Raw genomic sequence first — 17,351 nt, forward strand, 5'->3', positions numbered from 1 at the left:
CTATCTTGCAATCCAATTCCGCAACGGATGTTCAGCTAACCCAGTACATGCCTGCACTAACCGAAACCGTGGATGCGTTTGGCTGAATGTTTTATCAGCGCCGCGCATTATAGCGGTAATTTCTTGTTCTGCCAAAAGAGCCTGCGATGTTTCGGAAAATTCGGCGAATAAACATGCGCCCGATCCCGACATGCGAACAGGAAAACCCCGTTCACCAAGCCACCGCGATGCCCCAAGCACTTCAGGATAAAGACGGTAGACCACCGGCTCCAAATCATTTTTTCCGTAAAGCGCGCATCCTTTGGCAAACTCACCGCTGGATTCGCTTGGCAAAAATGTTTGCGAAGCAAGAAAGTCCGCTATTGTGATGTAAGAAGAATCCCTTGTCAAATCGGGTGCGGAAAATATTCCAACAGTCGGCACGCTGGCATCAGGTTGCGCCACCAGATAGGCGCGTTCGGGCAGCGTCACGGCGGTGAGATCTTCGCCGATGCCTTGCGCAAATGCCGACTGGCCGAAGACAAAGACAGGCACATCCGCGCCCAGCGGCAGGGCCAGCGCCATCAGCTCCTGACGCGAGAGTCCCGTGTTCCACAACTTGTTCAAGGCGATCAGCACGGATGCCGCATCGCTGGACCCGCCGCCCAATCCGCCGCCTTGCGGAATGCGCTTTTCAAGGCTGATCTGCGCGCCCTGGCGCGTGCCAGTGGCCTTCTGCAGGGCGCGCGCGGCGCGCACGGTGAGGTCCTGGTCTTCGGGAACGCCCGGCAGGTCGGTGGCGCGGCTGATGACGCCATCGGACCGCACATCGAAGTGCAGCGTGTCGCACAGGTCGATGAAGCGAAACACTGTCTGCAGCAGGTGATAGCCGTCAGCGCGGCGGCCCACGACGTGCAGAAAGAGATTCAGCTTGGCGGGAGCGGGAACGTCGTAGAGGGTCACGAAAGACAACCGGAGCGGATCAATCCGTCATTCTAGCGAGACGGGCCGGCGCGCCGTGAAAAGCGGCGGGCCGGCCCGTGAGAGAACACGCGTGAGGACGCGTGTGAGGACGCGTCGGATTGGCGCGCCCGCGGCGGACCGAGGCGCTATGCGATGCGTGGCATTACGCGAGCGGTAGCGCCACGCACCGGCGGCATTACGCCAATTGCGGCGTCACACTGCCGCCAAGGCGGGCAGCGGGCGCGTCGATGACCTGTCCGTCCGGCAGCTTGAACACCGAAACGGCGCCGGCCAGTTGGCGCGCCTGCTCTTCCAGTGCGCCAGCCGCGGCGGCGGCCTCTTCGACGAGGGCGGCGTTCTGCTGCGTCACGCTGTCCATCTGCGAGACGGCGCGATTGACCTGGTCGATGCCGGTGGCCTGCTCTTCCGAGGCTGCCGAGATCTCGGCCATCAGGCTGGTCACGCGCTGCACGGATTCGACGATCTCGCGCATCGTGGCGCCGGCGTTTTCAACCTGCTCCGAGCCCACGCCGACCTTCTGCGCGGAGTCTTCGATGAGCTGCTTGATTTCCTTGGCGGCGGCGGCGCTGCGCTGCGCGAGCGTGCGCACTTCGCTGGCCACGACCGCAAAGCCCTTGCCCTGCTCGCCGGCGCGCGCGGCTTCGACCGCGGCGTTGAGCGCCAGGATGTTGGTCTGGAACGCAATGCCATCGATCACGCCCACGATGTCGGCGATACGCGACGAGCTGCCCGAAATCGCGTGCATGGTTTCCACCACGCTGGACACGGCCTCACCGCCGCGCTGTGCAACCGCCTGCGACGCGGCCACCATGCGGTTGGCTTCGCGTGCGGTGTCGGCGTTCTGCTTCACGGTCGTGGCCAGCTCTTCCATGCTGGCCGCGGTTTCTTCGAGCGAAGCGGCCTGCTCTTCGGTGCGGCTGGACAGATCGGCGTTGCCGGACGAGATTTCGCGTGCGCCGACGTTGATCTCGTCAACGCCGCGGCGCACGGCCGACACGGTACGCACCAGGCTGTCCTGCATGGCCTTGAGGGCTCCGATCAGCGCACCGATTTCGTTCTTGCCCAGATCCGCCACACGGCGCGTCAGGTCCCCTTCGGCGATGCGGCGGAAGACCTCGCCCGCTTCCAGCAGCGGACGCACGATCATGCGGCGGATGAGGACGTGCGCACCCACGGCCATCAAGAGGCCCAACGCAAGCAACCCGGCCAGCAGCGAGCTGAACAGGGTGTGGAACATGGAGATTTCGTCCATGACCGTCTGTCCGGCGCCCTCGGCGCGCAGGACGAACGCGTCGCGTTCGCTCATCAGGCGCTCTTGCACGGACTGGGTGCCCTGCTTGAAGTAGGCGTCCATGTCGCCGGCCTCAAGCACGCGGCCCACGTTCTGCAGGTTGGTGCTGAGCTTGGTGTAGGCGTCGATGATGGCGGCGGATTCGGCCTTTTCTTCAGCGGACAGGCTGCCGGAGAAGCCCTGGAAGGCGCGGTCGGCCGACACGATGCGCTGGCGCGCGGCTTGAAGCGAGCTCTTGTCGTCGGTGTTGCCCTGCGCGACGCGCGTGGCGTAGCGGCTCAGGTCCGTACGGGCCGCGACGAGCGACAGCGACGCGGCATTTACCGCGTTGACCTGCTGCGCCGACAGGCGATAGAGCTGCTCGACATCGTGGTTGGTCTGCCGCAGGGCAACGAAGCCCATGCCGCCAATCACCAACTGGAAGGTGAAAAAGATCGCGATGATTCCCAACAGCACCGTCGCGATGCGTGTGTTCCTGAACATTGGCCATTCTCCAAAAGGGTGGCGGCAGACGAGCGTCGACCCCGAATTGCTGCGCCGCGCGCGAACTGGGCGCGGCGCAGGGAGAATTATTCAGTCAAGTCAATATATTTCAAGCGGTAACACGGCCCAATTTGCGGCGGTTGTTTGCTTGATTGAAATTGCATGGATGTGATAGGGGTTTACCCTTAAGCACAACGCGCGGCGCTTGGCGGCGCGCGGCGTCACGACTGGTTGACGACAAGCCGCACCAGGATGCGGCGTCCCGGCTCCTGGCGTTCCAGCACCAGCAGTTGCGGGCCCTTCGCGTCGTAACGGGAGAGCTTGGCGCGCCAGCCGCCCTGTTCGAATGCCACGGGACGGCCCAGTTCGTCGCGGGTCACGTCGGTGGCTTCGGGATCTGCGGGCAGTTTGCCGCGCAGCCAGTCGCGCAGCCCGGAGACCGGCATGCTGCTGCCCAGCGCGTCTTCAGCCAGCGCATCGGGGTTGTCGGCGACCAGCCGGGTGCCGTCCGCCTTGGTCAGGCTGGCGGCGCCGGGCGTGCCTTCCACGCGCGCTTCGGTCGAGCCCAGCGGGTTGGTCAGGTCCAGCACATACCGGCGGCCATCGTCGGACCAGGAAAAACCGCCCTGCACCGCGTTCTGGTTGCCGCTTTCTTCGTTGACGGTGATGGCAAAGCGCCCAATGCGCGAAAACGCGTCGGCGCTGGCGCCTTCGATCGGCTTGGGCAAGGACGTGCACGCCGCCAGCGTAAAGGCCAACAACGCCAGCGCCATCCAGCGCAAGCCGCCCACGGCCCCGCGCAACCCTGCAAATACTGCCGTCACAGACTGACTCCGAGGCGCTTCACGACATCTTGAACCGTCTTGTTCTTGGGATCCTTGCGCAGGGCCGCGCGAAGCAGGTCCGTGGCCTGATCGCGCTTGCCTTGCGCCCATAGCACTTCGGCCAGATGCGCGGCGATGTCGGCTTCGGGACGCACGCTGTAGGCGCGGCGCAGATAATCCGCGGCGGCGGTCGTGTCGCCCATGCGGAATTTGACCCAGCCCATGCTGTCCAGAATGAACGGATCGTTGGGCGACAACTCCAGCGCCTGCGTGATCAGGTCCAGGGCCTCGGGCAGGCGCTGATTGTGGTCCGCCAGCGTGTAGCCCAGCGCGTTGTACGCATGGGCGTGGTCGGGATCCAGCGCGATGACCTGGCGCAGCATGCGCTCCAGGTCGGCCAGGCGGTTCTGGCGTTCGTACAGCATCGCCAGTTCGTATTTGATTTCGACCGTGTCCGGCAGCGCCTGGTCCGCGGCTTCCAGGGCGGTGACCGCCTGGCCGATGCGGTCGGCGTCGCGCAGGATCTGCGCCTTGGTCAGCGCGCCCAGGGCGCGTTCTTCTTCGTCCTGCGGACCGGCCGAGTCGATCATGGCCAGCGCGTCATCCACGCGGCCGCTCTTGGCGCGCAGCGCGGCCTGGCGCATGCGCACGGAATAGCGCAGCGTGGGGTCGTCGATGCGGCCGAGTTCTGCGATGGCTTCGTCGTAATTGCCCTGATCTTCGGCAATGCGCGCCAGCAGCACGTGGGCATCGGCGGCGGCCGCGCCGGCATCGGTGGCGCCCGGGACCGTGGCCCGCTGGCGCTGGTTCTGGACATCCAGGTACTGCTGCAGCAGGGTCTTGGCCTGCGGGAGCTGTCCGGACTTGTAGGCCAGTTGCGCCTGCATGAAGAGCAGGTCGAAATCTTCGGGCGACCGGCGCGACATGGCTTGCAGTTCGGCCAGGGCGGCGTCGTAATCGCCGCTGTCGGCCAGTTGGCCGGCCAGCATCAGGCGCACCTTGCGGGCGCCCGGGTTGCGGTTGATGAATGCGCGGGCCTCGGTTTGGGCGCGCTTGGGGTCGACCTTGGAACCGTACTCCAGCACGCGCTGGGCGGCGCCTTCGGATTTGGGATCGGCGGCCAGCGCGGCGCGGGATTCCTGCGCGGCGCGTTCGTAGTCGCCGGCGGCCGAGGCCACGTCGGCCAACGCCAGGTGCGCCGCGGGCAGCTTGCGCACGCTGTCGCTCAGGGACTCGTCCAGGATGCGGAGCGCGAGGCGGCGGTCGTTAAGGCGGCTGAGCACGGCAAGCGCCTGGCCAATGGCGGCCGGCTTGTCGCGCGAGGAATCGATGCGTTTGCGCAGCGCCTGGGCCAGGCCCTTGGTCTGACCATTGGCGGCCGCCAGCGCCAGCTCGGTGGAGCTGGCTTCGACGTCGTTGGGAGCCAAGCGGGCCCAGACGCGGGCCGCGTCCAGCGCGCCGGGCAGGTTGCCGCCGGCAAGCTGGAACTCAAGGCCGCGGCGGGCCAGGCGGGGATCGCCGGTGTCACGGGCCAGACCGACCATGGTGGTGGCGGCGGTGCCGTACATGCCCCGCTGGGCGGCGATTTCGGAAGCCAGTACGCGGTAGAAGATATCGCCGGTCAGCGATACATAAGGAAGCTGGCCTGGGCGCAGGCGGATGACTTCGGTTTCAGGTTGGCGGCTTTGCGGGGCCATCCGGGGCCCCGTCGCGTCACGCGTCCGGCCGTCGGCGGCCTGGGCCGGCGGGGCCATGATTGCTGCCAGCGCAAGCCCCAACGCGGCGATCCCGATATTCATTTGTTTAAAAGACGACTTCACGCGGCCCGTCCGGTTGATGGCACAATCTTCGTACACGCAATTGATGATCTTACACTGGCTCATGCCGGAACTGCCTGAAGTCGAAACCACGCGCCGAGGAATCGACGCCATCATCACCGGCCAGACGCTGTCGCGACTGGTTGTCCACGAACCCCGCATGCGTTGGCCCATCCCGCCGGAGCTGCCGTCCCTGATCGGCGGACGCACGGTGCTGGAATGCGCGCGGCGCGGCAAGTACCTGCTCCTGCGCTTCGAACATGGCACCCAGATCGTGCATCTGGGCATGTCGGGCTCGCTGCGCAGCGTGTCGCCCGGGGAATTCCTGCGCAAGCACGATCATGTCGAATGGATCTTTGACGGCGCGGTGCTGCGCCTGCACGACCCGCGGCGCTTTGGCGCGGTGCTGTGGCACGACGCCGCCGCCGGCCCCATCGAGGCGCACCCGCTGCTGGCCAAGCTGGGCATCGAACCCTTCGACCCGCGGTTCGACGGGGCCTGGCTGCACCGGCATTTCCAGAACCATTCCGCCGCCATCAAGCAGGTGCTGCTGGCCGGCATGGCGGTGGTCGGCGTGGGCAACATCTATGCGTCGGAAAGCCTGTTTCGCGCCCGCATCAATCCCAAGACACCCGCCAACAAGCTGTCGCTGGCCCGATGCGAGCGGCTGGCCGACATGGTGCGAGCCACGCTGGCCGACGCGCTGACCTCCGGCGGCAGCACGCTGCGCGACTACGTGGGCGCCAGCGGCGAGCCGGGCGCTTACTTTGAGATCCACGCGGCCGTGTACGAGCGCGAAGGACTGCCGTGCCGGGTCTGCGCCACCCCGATCCGCCGATTCGTCCAGGGGCAGCGCGCCACCTACTACTGCCCGAAATGCCAGCGGAATTGACTTCTGCCGGTCCGCCGCGCCTGGGGAAATCACCGTTACAACTCGGGAATTCGTTTATAGCAAACGTATTGCACGAAAACTAACGCAGGGCTATATTTCCTTCCACACACCCTATTCCTATAAAAGTGGAAGGAGCCTCCATGAGCAAGCAATTCGCCTCGCACGCGGACATGGACGACAAGGTCGTCTCGTTCGAAAAACTGTCCGACAACGCCTATGCCTACACGGCCGAAGGCGACCCCAACACGGGCGTGATCATTGGCGACGAGGCCGTCATGGTGATCGACACCCAGGCCACGCCGGTCATGGCCCAGGACGTGATCCGCCGCATCCGCGAAGTCACGGACAAGCCCATCAAGTACATCCTGCTGTCGCACTACCACGCCGTGCGCGTGTTCGGCGCGTCGGCCTACAACGCCCAGGAAATCCTGGCCAGCCGCGACACCTATGACCTGATCGCCGAGCGTGGCGAACAGGACAAGGCCAGCGAGATCGGCCGCTTCCCCCGCCTGTTCCGCAACGCCGAATCGATTCCCCCGGGTCTCGTCTGGCCGACCATGACATTCAAGGGCGAAATGACGGTCAACCTGGGCAACCTGGAAGTCAAGCTGCTGCAGGTCGGCCGCGGCCACACCAAGGGCGACACCATCGCCTGGCTGCCCGAACAGAAGATCCTGTTCGCGGGCGACTTGGTCGAATACCAGTCCACGCCCTACTGCGGCGACGCCTACTTCCGCGATTGGCCCACCACGCTGGACGCGCTGTCGGGCTTTGAAGCCGAAAAGATGGTGCCCGGCCGAGGCCCGGCACTGAAGAACGCCACCGAAGTTCGCCAGGGTCTGGCCGGCACGCGCGCCTTCCTGACGGACCTGTACGGCGCGGTGAACCGCGGCGTGGCCGAGGGCAAGGACCTGAAGACGATCTACCGCGAGGTCTACGACTTCATGAAGCCGCGCTACAGCGACTGGGTCATCTTCGACCACTGCATGCCGTTCGACGTGTCGCGCGCCTTTGACGAGGCCTCGGGCCACACGCATCCGCGCATCTGGACGGATAAGCGCGACCTGGAGATGTGGGCCCAGCTGGAAGGCTGACCCCCTCCCTGACCTGACAAGCAGGAACCGGACACGCGCGCCCCTTGCGGCGCAGCGTGTCCGCATAACTAGAAAATGACCCACACAGGAGACAACCGTGGGAGACATCGACTTTCAGGCGATGGAGTTCGCCTATGAAAAGCACGCGGACCAGACGGCAGCCGACCCGGCCCGCCATCAGGTCGTGGTGGTGGGCGCCGGCCCTGTCGGCCTGACCACGGCGCTGGACCTGGCGCGCCAGGGCGTGCGTGTGGTGGTGCTGGACGACGACTACCGCTTGTCCACAGGATCACGCGCCATCTGCTTTTCGAAGCGCACGCTCGAGATCTGGGATCGCCTGGGCGTCGGCCAGCGCATGATCGACAAGGGCGTGTCGTGGAACGTGGGCAAGATTTTTTTCCGCGAACAGGAAGTCTGGCGTTTCGACCTGCTGCCTGAACCCGGCCACCGCCGACCGGCCTTCATCAATCTTCAGCAGTATTACGCCGAAGGCTATCTCTACGAGCAGGCCCGCCAGCAGCCCAACATCGAGCTGCGCTGGAAGAACAAGGTTGCCGGCGTCATGCAGGGCGATGACGGCGTAACGCTGACCGTCGAAACGCCCGAAGGGCCTTACACGCTGCATGCCGATTGGCTGATCGCCTGCGACGGTGCGCGCTCGCCGGTGCGCAAGCTGATCGGCCAGGAAAGCCACGGCCGCATCTTCCGCGACCGCTTCCTGATCGCCGACGTCAAGATGACGGCGGATTTTCCGTCCGAACGCTGGTTCTGGTTCGATCCGCCCTTTCATCCGAACCAGTCCGTGCTCCTGCACCGCCAGCCCGACAACGTCTGGCGCATCGACTTCCAGCTTGGCTGGAACGCCGACCCCGTCGAAGCCGTAAAGCCTGAAAACGTGCTGCCTCGCATCCGCGCGCTGCTGGGTCCGGACGCGCAATTCGAACTGGAATGGGTCAGCGTGTACACGTTTGCGTGCGAACGCATGGACAAGTTCCGCCATGGCCGCATCGTGTTCGCGGGGGATTCCGCGCACCGCGTGTCGCCGTTCGGTGCGCGCGGCGCCAATAGCGGCGTGCAGGATGCCGAGAACCTGGCCTGGAAGCTCAAGCTCGTCGTGGCCGGCCTGGCGCCCGACACGCTGATCGACAGCTACAGCGCCGAACGTGAATTCGCGGCCGACGAGAACATTCTGAACTCGTCGCGCGCCACTGACTTCATCACGCCCAAGAGCGACATCAGCCGCAGCTTCCGTAACGCGGTGCTCAACCTGGCCAAGGACCACCCGTTTGCGCGGTCGCTCGTAAACAGTGGCCGGCTTTCGCTGCCGGCCACGTATGCCGCATCGCCGCTGAACACGCCGGATGCCGACGCCTTTACCGGCCGCATGGCGCCGGGCGCGGTGGCGCTGGATGCGCCGATGCAGATTCGGGGCGAAGCGGGCTGGTGGCTGTCGCAACTGGATGGCGAGTTCGTGCTGGCGGTGTTCTGCGGCGGCGAGCTGCCGGGCCGCGACACGCTGCTGGCGTTGCAGGCGCTGCGGATGGCGCCGGTGCCTGTCAAGGCCGTGCTGGTGGCCGATACCCAGTGCGACCTGTCCGCCGTGGCCGCGGACGTGGCCGTGGTGCGCGACAGCGAGGGGTGCCTGGCCAAGCGCTACGACGCGCAGGACGGCACCGCCTACCTGATCCGCCCCGACCAGCACATCGCCGCGCGCTGGCGCGCCTTCAATGCCGACGCCGTTGCCGCCGCTGTACAGCGCGCGACGGGCCGCACGTGATTCCAAAGGTTGTCACCATGCTTATCACCGAAACCAACCTGAGCGCGCCGGACGACTTCTATGAAGCGCTGATCGACGCCCATCGCGACCTGACGAACGAGCAGAGCCAGGAGCTGAACGCGGCGCTGATTTTGCTGCTGGCGAACCACCTGGGCGACCTGCCTCTGCTGAAGGAAGCGTTGCAGCATGCCCGCGCGTCCGTGACGCAGACCGCTTAAGGACCGCGGCCGCGATCGAGGCAGCGCGGCTCCGGCCGCCTCGGCGTCAACGCGCCGCGCGGGCCCTCATGAACCGACCGCGAAGGTATTGACGATCAATGCGCGCAGCCACTGGTTGCCGCCGTCGCGATCCACCCTGCGCTGCCAGTACATATTGGTCTGCAGTGCGGGCACCTTGAGCGGCGGCGTCATGAAGCGCAGGCCGAACGGCGCGGCGGCGCTGGCCGCCAGCTTCTCCGGCACGGTGGCCAGCAGGTCGGTCGCGCTGACGATGTAGGGCACCGCCGAAAAATGCGGCACGCTGAAGTGCTCGGCCAGGTCCACGCCCGCGCGCTCCATCGACTGATTGACCTGTCCATAAGGCGCCGCGCGCGACACGATCAGGTGACGCTCGGCGCGAAACGCCTTGATCCCCATGCCCGCATGCGCGGTGGGATGCGCCTGGCGGAACAGCGTGGCGTAGCCTTGCCGAAACAGCATCCGCTGCAGCGTGCCGGCCCCCATTTCATCGAACGCGCCGATCGCCAGATCCACCCTGCCCGACTCCATCTCGCGCGGCAGATCCGGCCCCAGCACCCGCACCGAGTCGATGCGCACCTGCGGCGCCTTCTGCACGCAGACTTCCATGAGGCGCGGCATGAAGTGGATTTCACCGACGTCCGTCATGGCGACGCGAAAACGCCGGCTGCTGGTTGCGGCATCGAACACGTCCTGGTCCTGCAACGCCTGCGACAGCAGACCCAGCGCCTCGCTGACGGGCCCGGCCAGGCGCTGGGCGCGCGGCGTCGGCAGCATGCCCTGCGCCGTGCGCACGAAGAGCTCGTCGCCGAACGCGACGCGCAGACGCCGCAGCGCATTGCTGACGGCGGGCTGCGACAGGTCCATGCGCCGGGCCACCGCGGACAGGTTGCGGTCTTCCAGCAGGTGTTGAAACAGCAGCAGCAGGTTCAGATCCACGTCGCGCAGTTCGGCCATCGGCGCCCCTTACTATTCACGAAATTTATAGTCGCTATTTTTGCATTCCCGTAGCCGCAACAGGAATTTTTTCCGACAATGGCACATCGGCTCGGGCGGCGCCCGTCCCGCCACCACATCAAGCTGCGCGGCCAAGCACCGCGCCCGCCACCCAGGAGGATTCCATGGAACTGCAATATCAGACCGGCTTCGGCAACGAATGTGCCACCGAGGCCTTGCCCGGTGCCCTGCCCGCCGGTCGCAATTCGCCGCAGCAATGTCCGTACGGCCTGTACGCCGAGCAATTGTCCGGCACCGCCTTCACGGCGCCGCGCGTGGAAAACCGCCGTTCGTGGCTGTACCGCATCCGTCCGGGCGCGCAGCACAAGCCCTTTGAAGCGTTCGACGGCGCAACGGGTTGGCTGAGCACCTTCGGCCACGGTCCGGTCACGCCGAACCAGCTGCGCTGGAGCCCGATGCCGATTCCCGACGCCCCCACCGACTTCCTGGAAGGCGTGAAGACGTGGGGCGGCAATGGCGGCCCCGACGAACAGGGCGGCGTGGGCATCCATCTGTATGCCGCCAACCGCTCGATGCAGGGCCGCTATTTCTACAACGCCGACGGCGAACTGCTGCTGGTGCCGCAAGAGGGCCGGCTGCGTCTGGCCACCGAACTGGGCCTCATCGACCTGGAACCGCTGGAGATCGCCGTCATCCCCCGCGGTGTGCGATTCCGCGTGGAGCTGCTGGACGGCACGGCGCGCGGCTACATGCTCGAGAACTTCGGCGCGGCGCTGCGCCTGCCGGAACTGGGTCCCATCGGCTCGAACTGTCTGGCCAACGCGCGCGACTTCAAGACGCCGGTGGCCTGGTATGAAGACGTGGACGGCGATTTTGAATTGATCGCGAAGTTCACGGGCGGCTTCTGGCGCGCGTCGATCGACCATTCGCCGCTGAACGTGGTGGCCTGGCACGGCACGCATGCGCCCTACAAGTACGACCTGCGCCACTTCAACACCATCGGATCGATCAGCTTCGACCACCCCGATCCCTCGATCTTCACGGTGCTGACCGCGCCGTCGGACACCCCGGGCACGGCCAACATGGACTTCGCGATCTTCCCGCCGCGCGTCCTGGCCATGGAAAACACGTTCCGTCCGCCCTGGTTCCACCGCAATATCGCCAGCGAATTCATGGGCCTGATCCAGGGCGTGTACGACGCCAAGGCCGACGGGTTCGCGCCCGGCGGCGCCAGTCTGCACAACTGCATGAGCGGCCACGGCCCCGATGCAGAGACCTTCGAAAAGGCGTCGCACGCGGATACCAGCAAGGCGCATTACATCCGCGACACGATGGCGTTCATGTTCGAGACCCGCCGCGTTATCCGCCCGACGGAGCAGGCGCTGGCGTCGGTAGAATTGCAGGGCGATTACTACCGGTGCTGGCAGGGCATCGCAAAGCACTTTGATCCCACGAAGGCGTGACGCAACCGCGTCAGCCTTTGTTGCCGGCGGCGATGCGCGATAAGCGCATCGCCGTTTGGCGTTTGATTCATCCGGCGCATGCAGGCGCATGCGCCGGGCCGGCCCCTCATAAACACACCGAAAGAGACACGCAGCCATGACCACCACGATCAACGAAACCCACGACCCGTCCTTGAAGAGCTGGGTCGCCAGCGCCAATTCGGACACGTCGGATTTCCCCGTGCAGAACCTGCCGTACGGCGCATTCCGCCGCCAGGGCACGCAGGAATCCTTCCGGCCCGGCGTGGCCATCGGCGACCAGATCCTGGACCTGTCCGCGCTGGCCGCCAAGCAGCCGTTCGAAGGACTGGCCGCGGACGCGTTGGCCGCCTGCGCCACCGACAGCCTGAATGCGCTGATGGCCCTGGGCCAATCGCACTGGAGCGCGCTGCGCCTGGCCCTGTCGCGCGCGCTGCGCGAAGGCGCCGCCCTACGCGCCACCGTGGAACCGCTGCTGGTCGCGCAGGCCGACGCCGAATACACCACGCCCGCCCGCATCGGCGACTACACCGACTTCTATATCTCGGTGCACCACGCCACCGCCGTGGGCAAGCAGTTCCGTCCCGACAATCCCCTGCTGCCCAACTACAAGTGGGTGCCGATCGGCTATCACGGTCGCGCCTCCAGCATCGGCGTGGACCAGAAATTCCCGCGCCCCGTGGGCCAGACGCGCCCCGCCAACGAAGGCGAAGCGCCGCAATTCGGCCCGTGCGCACGTCTGGACTACGAACTGGAACTGGGCATCTTCGTGGGCACCGGCAACGCCCAGGGCGAACGCATCACGCTGGCTGAAGCGGACTCGCACGTGTTTGGCCTGTGCATCCTGAACGATTGGTCGGCTCGCGACATCCAGGCCTGGGAATACCAGCCGCTTGGCCCCTTCCTGTCCAAGAACTTCGCGTCCACGATATCACCGTGGATCGTCACGATGGAGGCGCTGGAACCGTTCCGCACGCAGTGGAACCGTGGCGCGGGCGAGCCGCAGCCCATGCCTTACCTGGCTTCGGATGCCAACCGGGCCAAGGGCGCGTACGACGTGCAAATGCAGGTGCTGATGACCACCGAGCAATCGCGCGCCGCCAGCAAGCCGCCGGTGAAGCTGTCCAGCAGCAATTTCCGCGACGCCTACTGGAACATCGCGCAGCTCATCACGCATCACACGGTCAATGGTTGCAACCTGCAGCCGGGCGACATGCTGGGCACCGGCACGCTGTCCGGCCCGCAGCCTTCGGAAGCGGGGTCGCTGCTGGAACTGAGCAATGGCGGCAAAACCGCGTTCGATCTGCCGTGGGGCGAAAAGCGCACCTTCCTGCAGGACGGCGACCAGATCATCATCCGCGCCGAATGCGTGAAGGCGGGCTATCCACGTATTGGCTTCGGCGAGTGCTCGGGCGTGGTGCTGCCCGCGCGCGTCTGAGGCGTAGACGGCATAGACAAAGCCACGCAGCGGCGCGCCCGCTGCGTGGCTTTTTTAGTTGACGGGCGGGTTTGTGGAGGCGGGCGAACCCGCGGCGGGCGCCCCCGGACGCGCAACCAGCGCCTCGATCTCGTCGTCCTTGGCCTGCCATTGCTGGCCGAGCCATTGGTGGAATGTGGTGCGGAACGCCTTGTCGCGCGAGTAATCGGCCTCGCAGAAGGCGGGCGGCACGGGCAATTGCCGCATGCGCACCACCACCTGCCCTGCGCGCCCGCAGGCAAAATCCCAGAAGCTCGGCGCACCATCCGGATAAGCGATGGTGACGTCGATCATCGAGCGGAACCGCGCGCCCATCGCATTCAGCGACACCGCCAGCCCGCCCGCCTTGGGCTTGAGCAGATGGCGGTAAGGCGAGTTCTGCGCCGCGCGCTTGGCTTCGCTGAAACGCGTGCCTTCGGCAAACAGCATCACGCTGGTGGGCACCAGTGAAAACTTGGCGCAGGCGCGGCGCGCGGCCTCTTGGTCCTGGCGCCCGAGGTCCGGGTTCTTGCGCAGGGCTGCCTTGCCGTGCCGTTTCATGAAGGGAAAGTCCAGCGCCCACCACGCCAGTCCGATGACCGGCACGTAGAGGAGCTGCTGTTTGAGAAAGAACTTGAGCAGCGGGATGCGCCGGTTCAGCGAGTACTGCAACACGAAGATGTCGACCCACGACTGGTGGTTGCAGTTGACCAGATACCAGTCGGCGTAACGCAGGTCCTTGTTGCCCTGGATGTCCCAGGCCTGCGGCTGGATGCGCACGAACCAGCCCGTGTTGCACGACACCCACGCGGTGGCGATGCCGTTCAGGAAGGGATCGATGCGCCGCCTGACCGCGGCAAAGGGCAACGCCAGTTTCAGCAGCGAGACCGGCAACAGCAGCAGGCACCAGAACAGCGTGTTGGCGGCGAGCCAGACGGAACTGAATACGCCGGTGATCCATGCCAGGCGGCCCCGCGGCACGGGGATCGCCTGACGGGGCCGCTGGCGCGGCGCGGCTTGTGGGGCACTGGAAAGCGCCGGGGATGCGCTGCGGGGAGCTCCCGAGGAAGGGTTGGGCGTTGTCATGGCCGCCAGTGTGCTATTGGCCCGCGGAATGCGGATTGAGCAGGATCAAGGCAGGCGGCCGGGGTAGCCGCTCTGATCGTCATCGGCTTCATGGCAGGCGGTACTTCTCTTCGCGATACGCCCAGCTTGCCCACAACGCGTGCGCCAGCGCCTCCTGCGTCAGCGCCGGATCGGCCGGCTCCACCGGCGCATACGTTTCGTCCTTGCCGACCGGCGCCGCCTGGTATCGGAACTGGCGCGGCGCCTTGGAGGGCTCCAGCACCAGCAGTTGATCACCCCGCAGATAGCCAAAGTTGTCCGCGTACTGCATCATCGCGCGGTTCGGATCGCGTTGCGTCAGGTCCGCGCCCAGCATGGGGTTCACGTTGTCCAGGCCGATCAGCGACAGCAGCGTCGGCGCCATGTCGATCTGGCTGACCAGGCGATCGTCCTGCCGCGGCGCAATGCCAGCACCCAGGATCAGCGCGGGGATCTGGAAATGGCGCACCGGCACAGGAATGGAACCGTAGACGCGCGAGTCATGGTCGGCGATGACCAGGAACACCGTGTTGTCCCAATACGGCGCCTTGCGCGCCTTGTCGAAGAACTGGCCCAACGCCCAATCCGCGTAGCGCACCGTGTTGTCCACCGTGGCCGGATCGCCCACGGGCTGGATGCGCCCGGGCGGGTATTCCCACGGCGAATGGTTGGTCACCGAGAACGCCAGCGTAAACACCGGCTTGTCGCCGTCCGCGCGCAGCAGGCGGTCGACCTGGTTGAACATGTCCTCGTCCGAGGCGCCCCAGGATCCTTCAAACACGGGGTCGACAAACTTGGGACGGTCCACGATCTCGTCAAAGCCGTTGCCCAGGAAGAAGGCGCGCATGTTGTCGAAGTGGGACTCGCCGCCATACACGAAGCGCGAGTGATAGCCGTGCTTGCCCAGCAACTGCGCCAGCGTGAAAAAGCCCGTCTGCGAGCGCGGCAGCTTGACCACGGCATCGGCCACGCTGGGCAAAAAGCCCGCCGTGACGGCTTCGATGCCGCGCACCGAGCGCGTGCCGGTGGCGTAGGCGCGGTGGAACATCCAGCCCTCCTTGCCCAGCCGGTCGATGTTTGGCGTGAGGTCGCGGCCGCCCAGGCTGCCGACGTACTGCGCGCCCAGGCTTTCCTGCAGGATGATCACCACATTCAGCGGCTTGTCCCGCCGCACGGTTGCCTTCTGCTCATGCAGGCTGGGCAGCTTCGAATCCAGGGGCGCGCCGGTCATGCCGGCCTTCTCGCGCACGATGGCGTTCATCTCTTCAACCGCCATCTTCGGATACATCGCCGCCGACGAACGCTCATCGCGCATGCGATACGCCGCATCGAACACGCTATACAGCGAATTGAGCGCCAGCGCGTTCACCATGGCGTCCGAACTGAAGGCCACTTTGGCGGGATTGATGGGGCGGTGTTCCAGCGTGCCGCGCGCACCCAGGAACACCAGCGCAAGAATCACGAAGGACGCGACGGGCCGTTTCCACCAACCCATGAACGGATCGCGCGTGCGCGTCGGGAACAGTTTGACCGCCAGCCAGGCCGCCAGGACAAGCACCACGAAGGCGGCAAGCAGGACTCCCTTGTAGCCCTGCCACAGCATCGAGCCCACTTCCTTCGGATTGAGCAGATAGATGAAGTAAAGGCGGTTGGGCCGGGTGTCGTATTCGGCAATGAACTGCGGGGTCGACACTTCCAGCAGGACATACAGCATCCACCAGACGCGGAACCACCACGCGGTGATGCGCGCGGCAAGCGGACGGTGACCGAACCATGGCGAAAACACCGCCGGCAACGCAATCACCATCGACAGCAGGCACACGTCGATGCGCAGTCCGCCGAAAAGGAGCGGCCCGAGGCCGCCGGCCGCTTCGACACGGTCCCACATCCAGAAGGCCAGGCCCAGCCGCGACAGAGTCAGCAGCGCGAGGATCGCAACGATGAATCGAAGTGTCAGGCGACGCATGCCAGGGCCCTCCGCGCGTGGGGAAATGCCTGTGCCGATGAAGAATGCGTATTGCCTGATGTGCCGCGCTGAACCATGCCGTTTCGATAGCCAAAAAAATAACCGCGCCAAGAGTAACGCGGTTTTCAGGTTTGCCGATGGCGGCGCAAGCGCCTCAAACGTTGTACGACATCACACGTGAACCATTACCCCTGCGAGAGCGCTACTGCGCACGCCGCAGGCGTTCGCGGCTATTGCTCAGGTGCGTGCGCATCGCGGCGCGGGCAGCCTCGGGATCCTGGCGCGTGATCGCGCTGTAAATGTCTTCGTGCTCAAGGTTCACGCGGGCCAGATAGGCTGCGCGGTCTTCGAGCGCGAACTTGGCGGAGTTGATGCGGGTGCGGGGGATGATGGCCGAACCCAGGTGCGCCATCAGGTCCGCGAAGTAACGGTTGTCGGTGGACTGCGCCACCAGCAGATGGAATTGAAAATCCGGCGTGATGGTGTCTCCGCCCGTGTCCAGCGCCTGTTTGAAGGCATCGAGCGCCCGGCGCATCGCCTGCAATTGTTCGTCGCTGCGGCGAATGGCGGCCAGACCTGCGGCCTCGCTTTCCAGACAGATGCGCAGCTCCAGCAGGACCAGCACATCGCGCACGGTGGCAATGTCGGCCGGATCCACGCGGAAATCGCCGCCGCCGCTGGGCTCCAGCGCATAAGTGCCCACGCCGTGATGCGTTTCGACCAGGCCCGAGGCCTGCAAACGCGACAGCGCCTCGCGCACGACGGTGCGGCTGACGCCGAACTGACGCATGATGGCGGATTCGGTGGGGAGCTTGTCGCCGGGGCGGATTTCACCGCTGCGGATGCGTTCGGAAATATTTTCGACCAGGCCTTGCGCCAGGTTGCGGGGACGACGCTGCGGCAAGACAGGGGTATCGGCGGGAGCGTTCATCAGGGATTATCCGAAAGCGGTTGTTCAGCGCTTGACGCTGAAAAATGGCGTTCATTATACTTTGCGACAGTTGTACGAT

Annotated in this window: 14 protein-coding genes; 6 read left to right on the forward strand and 8 right to left on the reverse strand. The window is 65.6% G+C overall.

What is annotated here, in order from left to right:
• The 4 genes from ispE to ASD71_RS01465 all read right to left on the reverse strand — a co-directional run bounded on the left by ispE (position 1) and on the right by ASD71_RS01465 (position 5,444).
• Positions 1-942: a 4-(cytidine 5'-diphospho)-2-C-methyl-D-erythritol kinase gene (gene ispE, locus ASD71_RS01450; protein ID WP_056566269.1), complete on the reverse strand. Its 942-nt coding sequence runs from the start codon at positions 940-942 to the stop codon at positions 1-3.
• A 196-nt stretch (positions 943-1,138) separates the two neighbouring features.
• Positions 1,139-2,737 (reverse strand): methyl-accepting chemotaxis protein, encoded by a 1,599-nt coding sequence (locus ASD71_RS01455; protein ID WP_056558911.1) that lies wholly within the window; start codon positions 2,735-2,737, stop codon positions 1,139-1,141.
• 221 nt (positions 2,738-2,958) lie between these two features.
• Positions 2,959-3,510: a lipoprotein insertase outer membrane protein LolB gene (lolB, locus tag ASD71_RS01460; RefSeq protein ID WP_056566272.1), complete on the reverse strand. Its 552-nt coding sequence runs from the start codon at positions 3,508-3,510 to the stop codon at positions 2,959-2,961.
• 47 nt (positions 3,511-3,557) lie between these two features.
• The gene (locus tag ASD71_RS01465) at positions 3,558-5,444 is read right to left on the reverse strand and encodes a lipopolysaccharide assembly protein LapB (RefSeq protein WP_056558912.1); all 1,887 of its coding nucleotides are present in this window, start codon (positions 5,442-5,444) and stop codon (positions 3,558-3,560) included.
• On the opposite strand from ASD71_RS01465, the gene mutM reads away from it, so the two are divergent.
• The 4 genes from mutM to ASD71_RS01485 all read left to right on the forward strand — a co-directional run bounded on the left by mutM (position 5,443) and on the right by ASD71_RS01485 (position 9,359).
• Positions 5,443-6,270 (forward strand): bifunctional DNA-formamidopyrimidine glycosylase/DNA-(apurinic or apyrimidinic site) lyase, encoded by an 828-nt coding sequence (gene mutM, locus ASD71_RS01470; RefSeq protein ID WP_056558915.1) that lies wholly within the window; start codon positions 5,443-5,445, stop codon positions 6,268-6,270. The two genes, ASD71_RS01465 and mutM, sit on opposite strands and share 2 nt — an antisense overlap.
• Positions 6,271-6,410: 140 nt before the next feature.
• On the forward strand, positions 6,411-7,364 hold the full coding sequence (locus tag ASD71_RS01475; protein WP_056558918.1) for an MBL fold metallo-hydrolase: 954 nt from the start codon (positions 6,411-6,413) through the stop codon (positions 7,362-7,364).
• Between the two features lie 97 nt (positions 7,365-7,461).
• Positions 7,462-9,141, forward strand: a complete 1,680-nt coding sequence (locus ASD71_RS01480) for an FAD-dependent oxidoreductase (RefSeq protein WP_056558922.1) — start codon at positions 7,462-7,464, stop codon at positions 9,139-9,141.
• Positions 9,142-9,158: 17 nt separating this feature from the next.
• Positions 9,159-9,359 carry a DUF2783 domain-containing protein gene (locus ASD71_RS01485; protein ID WP_056558925.1) on the forward strand — a complete coding sequence of 67 codons (201 nt, stop codon included), beginning with the start codon at positions 9,159-9,161 and terminating at the stop codon, positions 9,357-9,359.
• Between the two features lie 66 nt (positions 9,360-9,425).
• Here ASD71_RS01485 and ASD71_RS01490 read toward each other — a convergent pair whose 3' ends face one another.
• Positions 9,426-10,334 (reverse strand): LysR family transcriptional regulator, encoded by a 909-nt coding sequence (locus tag ASD71_RS01490; protein ID WP_056558928.1) that lies wholly within the window; start codon positions 10,332-10,334, stop codon positions 9,426-9,428.
• A 164-nt stretch (positions 10,335-10,498) separates the two neighbouring features.
• Here ASD71_RS01490 and hmgA point away from each other — a divergent pair, with 164 nt between their 5' ends.
• Both hmgA and fahA read left to right on the forward strand, forming a co-directional pair.
• Positions 10,499-11,797 carry a homogentisate 1,2-dioxygenase gene (gene hmgA / locus ASD71_RS01495; RefSeq protein WP_056558931.1) on the forward strand — a complete coding sequence of 433 codons (1,299 nt, stop codon included), beginning with the start codon at positions 10,499-10,501 and terminating at the stop codon, positions 11,795-11,797.
• Between the two features lie 136 nt (positions 11,798-11,933).
• Positions 11,934-13,253: a fumarylacetoacetase gene (gene fahA / locus ASD71_RS01500; RefSeq protein ID WP_056558936.1), complete on the forward strand. Its 1,320-nt coding sequence runs from the start codon at positions 11,934-11,936 to the stop codon at positions 13,251-13,253.
• A gap of 54 nt (positions 13,254-13,307) precedes the next feature.
• On the opposite strand, the gene ASD71_RS01505 is transcribed toward fahA, so the two are convergent.
• The 3 genes from ASD71_RS01505 to ASD71_RS01515 all read right to left on the reverse strand — a co-directional run bounded on the left by ASD71_RS01505 (position 13,308) and on the right by ASD71_RS01515 (position 17,272).
• Positions 13,308-14,252 carry an acyltransferase gene (locus ASD71_RS01505; RefSeq protein WP_056558940.1) on the reverse strand — a complete coding sequence of 315 codons (945 nt, stop codon included), beginning with the start codon at positions 14,250-14,252 and terminating at the stop codon, positions 13,308-13,310.
• A gap of 193 nt (positions 14,253-14,445) precedes the next feature.
• Positions 14,446-16,341 carry an LTA synthase family protein gene (locus ASD71_RS01510; protein ID WP_056558943.1) on the reverse strand — a complete coding sequence of 632 codons (1,896 nt, stop codon included), beginning with the start codon at positions 16,339-16,341 and terminating at the stop codon, positions 14,446-14,448.
• 202 nt (positions 16,342-16,543) lie between these two features.
• On the reverse strand, positions 16,544-17,272 hold the full coding sequence (locus ASD71_RS01515; protein WP_056558946.1) for a FadR/GntR family transcriptional regulator: 729 nt from the start codon (positions 17,270-17,272) through the stop codon (positions 16,544-16,546).
• Positions 17,273-17,351 lie beyond the last annotated feature (79 nt).

The organism is Achromobacter sp. Root565 (genome assembly GCF_001427425.1).
Taxonomy (GTDB): Bacteria; Pseudomonadota; Gammaproteobacteria; order Burkholderiales; family Burkholderiaceae_B; genus Achromobacter; species Achromobacter spanius_D.

Coding starts and splice junctions, on each gene's coding strand:
- fahA (WP_056558936.1), top strand. CDS start 11,934: ATGACCACCACGATCAACGAAACCCACGACCCGTCCTTGAAGAGCTGG.
- ASD71_RS01455 (WP_056558911.1), bottom strand. CDS start 2,737: ATGTTCAGGAACACACGCATCGCGACGGTGCTGTTGGGAATCATCGCG.
- ASD71_RS01515 (WP_056558946.1), bottom strand. CDS start 17,272: ATGAACGCTCCCGCCGATACCCCTGTCTTGCCGCAGCGTCGTCCCCGC.
- hmgA (WP_056558931.1), top strand. CDS start 10,499: ATGGAACTGCAATATCAGACCGGCTTCGGCAACGAATGTGCCACCGAG.
- ASD71_RS01475 (WP_056558918.1), top strand. CDS start 6,411: ATGAGCAAGCAATTCGCCTCGCACGCGGACATGGACGACAAGGTCGTC.
- ASD71_RS01490 (WP_056558928.1), bottom strand. CDS start 10,334: ATGGCCGAACTGCGCGACGTGGATCTGAACCTGCTGCTGCTGTTTCAA.
- ASD71_RS01485 (WP_056558925.1), top strand. CDS start 9,159: ATGCTTATCACCGAAACCAACCTGAGCGCGCCGGACGACTTCTATGAA.
- ASD71_RS01465 (WP_056558912.1), bottom strand. CDS start 5,444: ATGAGCCAGTGTAAGATCATCAATTGCGTGTACGAAGATTGTGCCATC.
- ASD71_RS01510 (WP_056558943.1), bottom strand. CDS start 16,341: ATGCGTCGCCTGACACTTCGATTCATCGTTGCGATCCTCGCGCTGCTG.
- lolB (WP_056566272.1), bottom strand. CDS start 3,510: ATGGCGCTGGCGTTGTTGGCCTTTACGCTGGCGGCGTGCACGTCCTTG.
- mutM (WP_056558915.1), top strand. CDS start 5,443: ATGCCGGAACTGCCTGAAGTCGAAACCACGCGCCGAGGAATCGACGCC.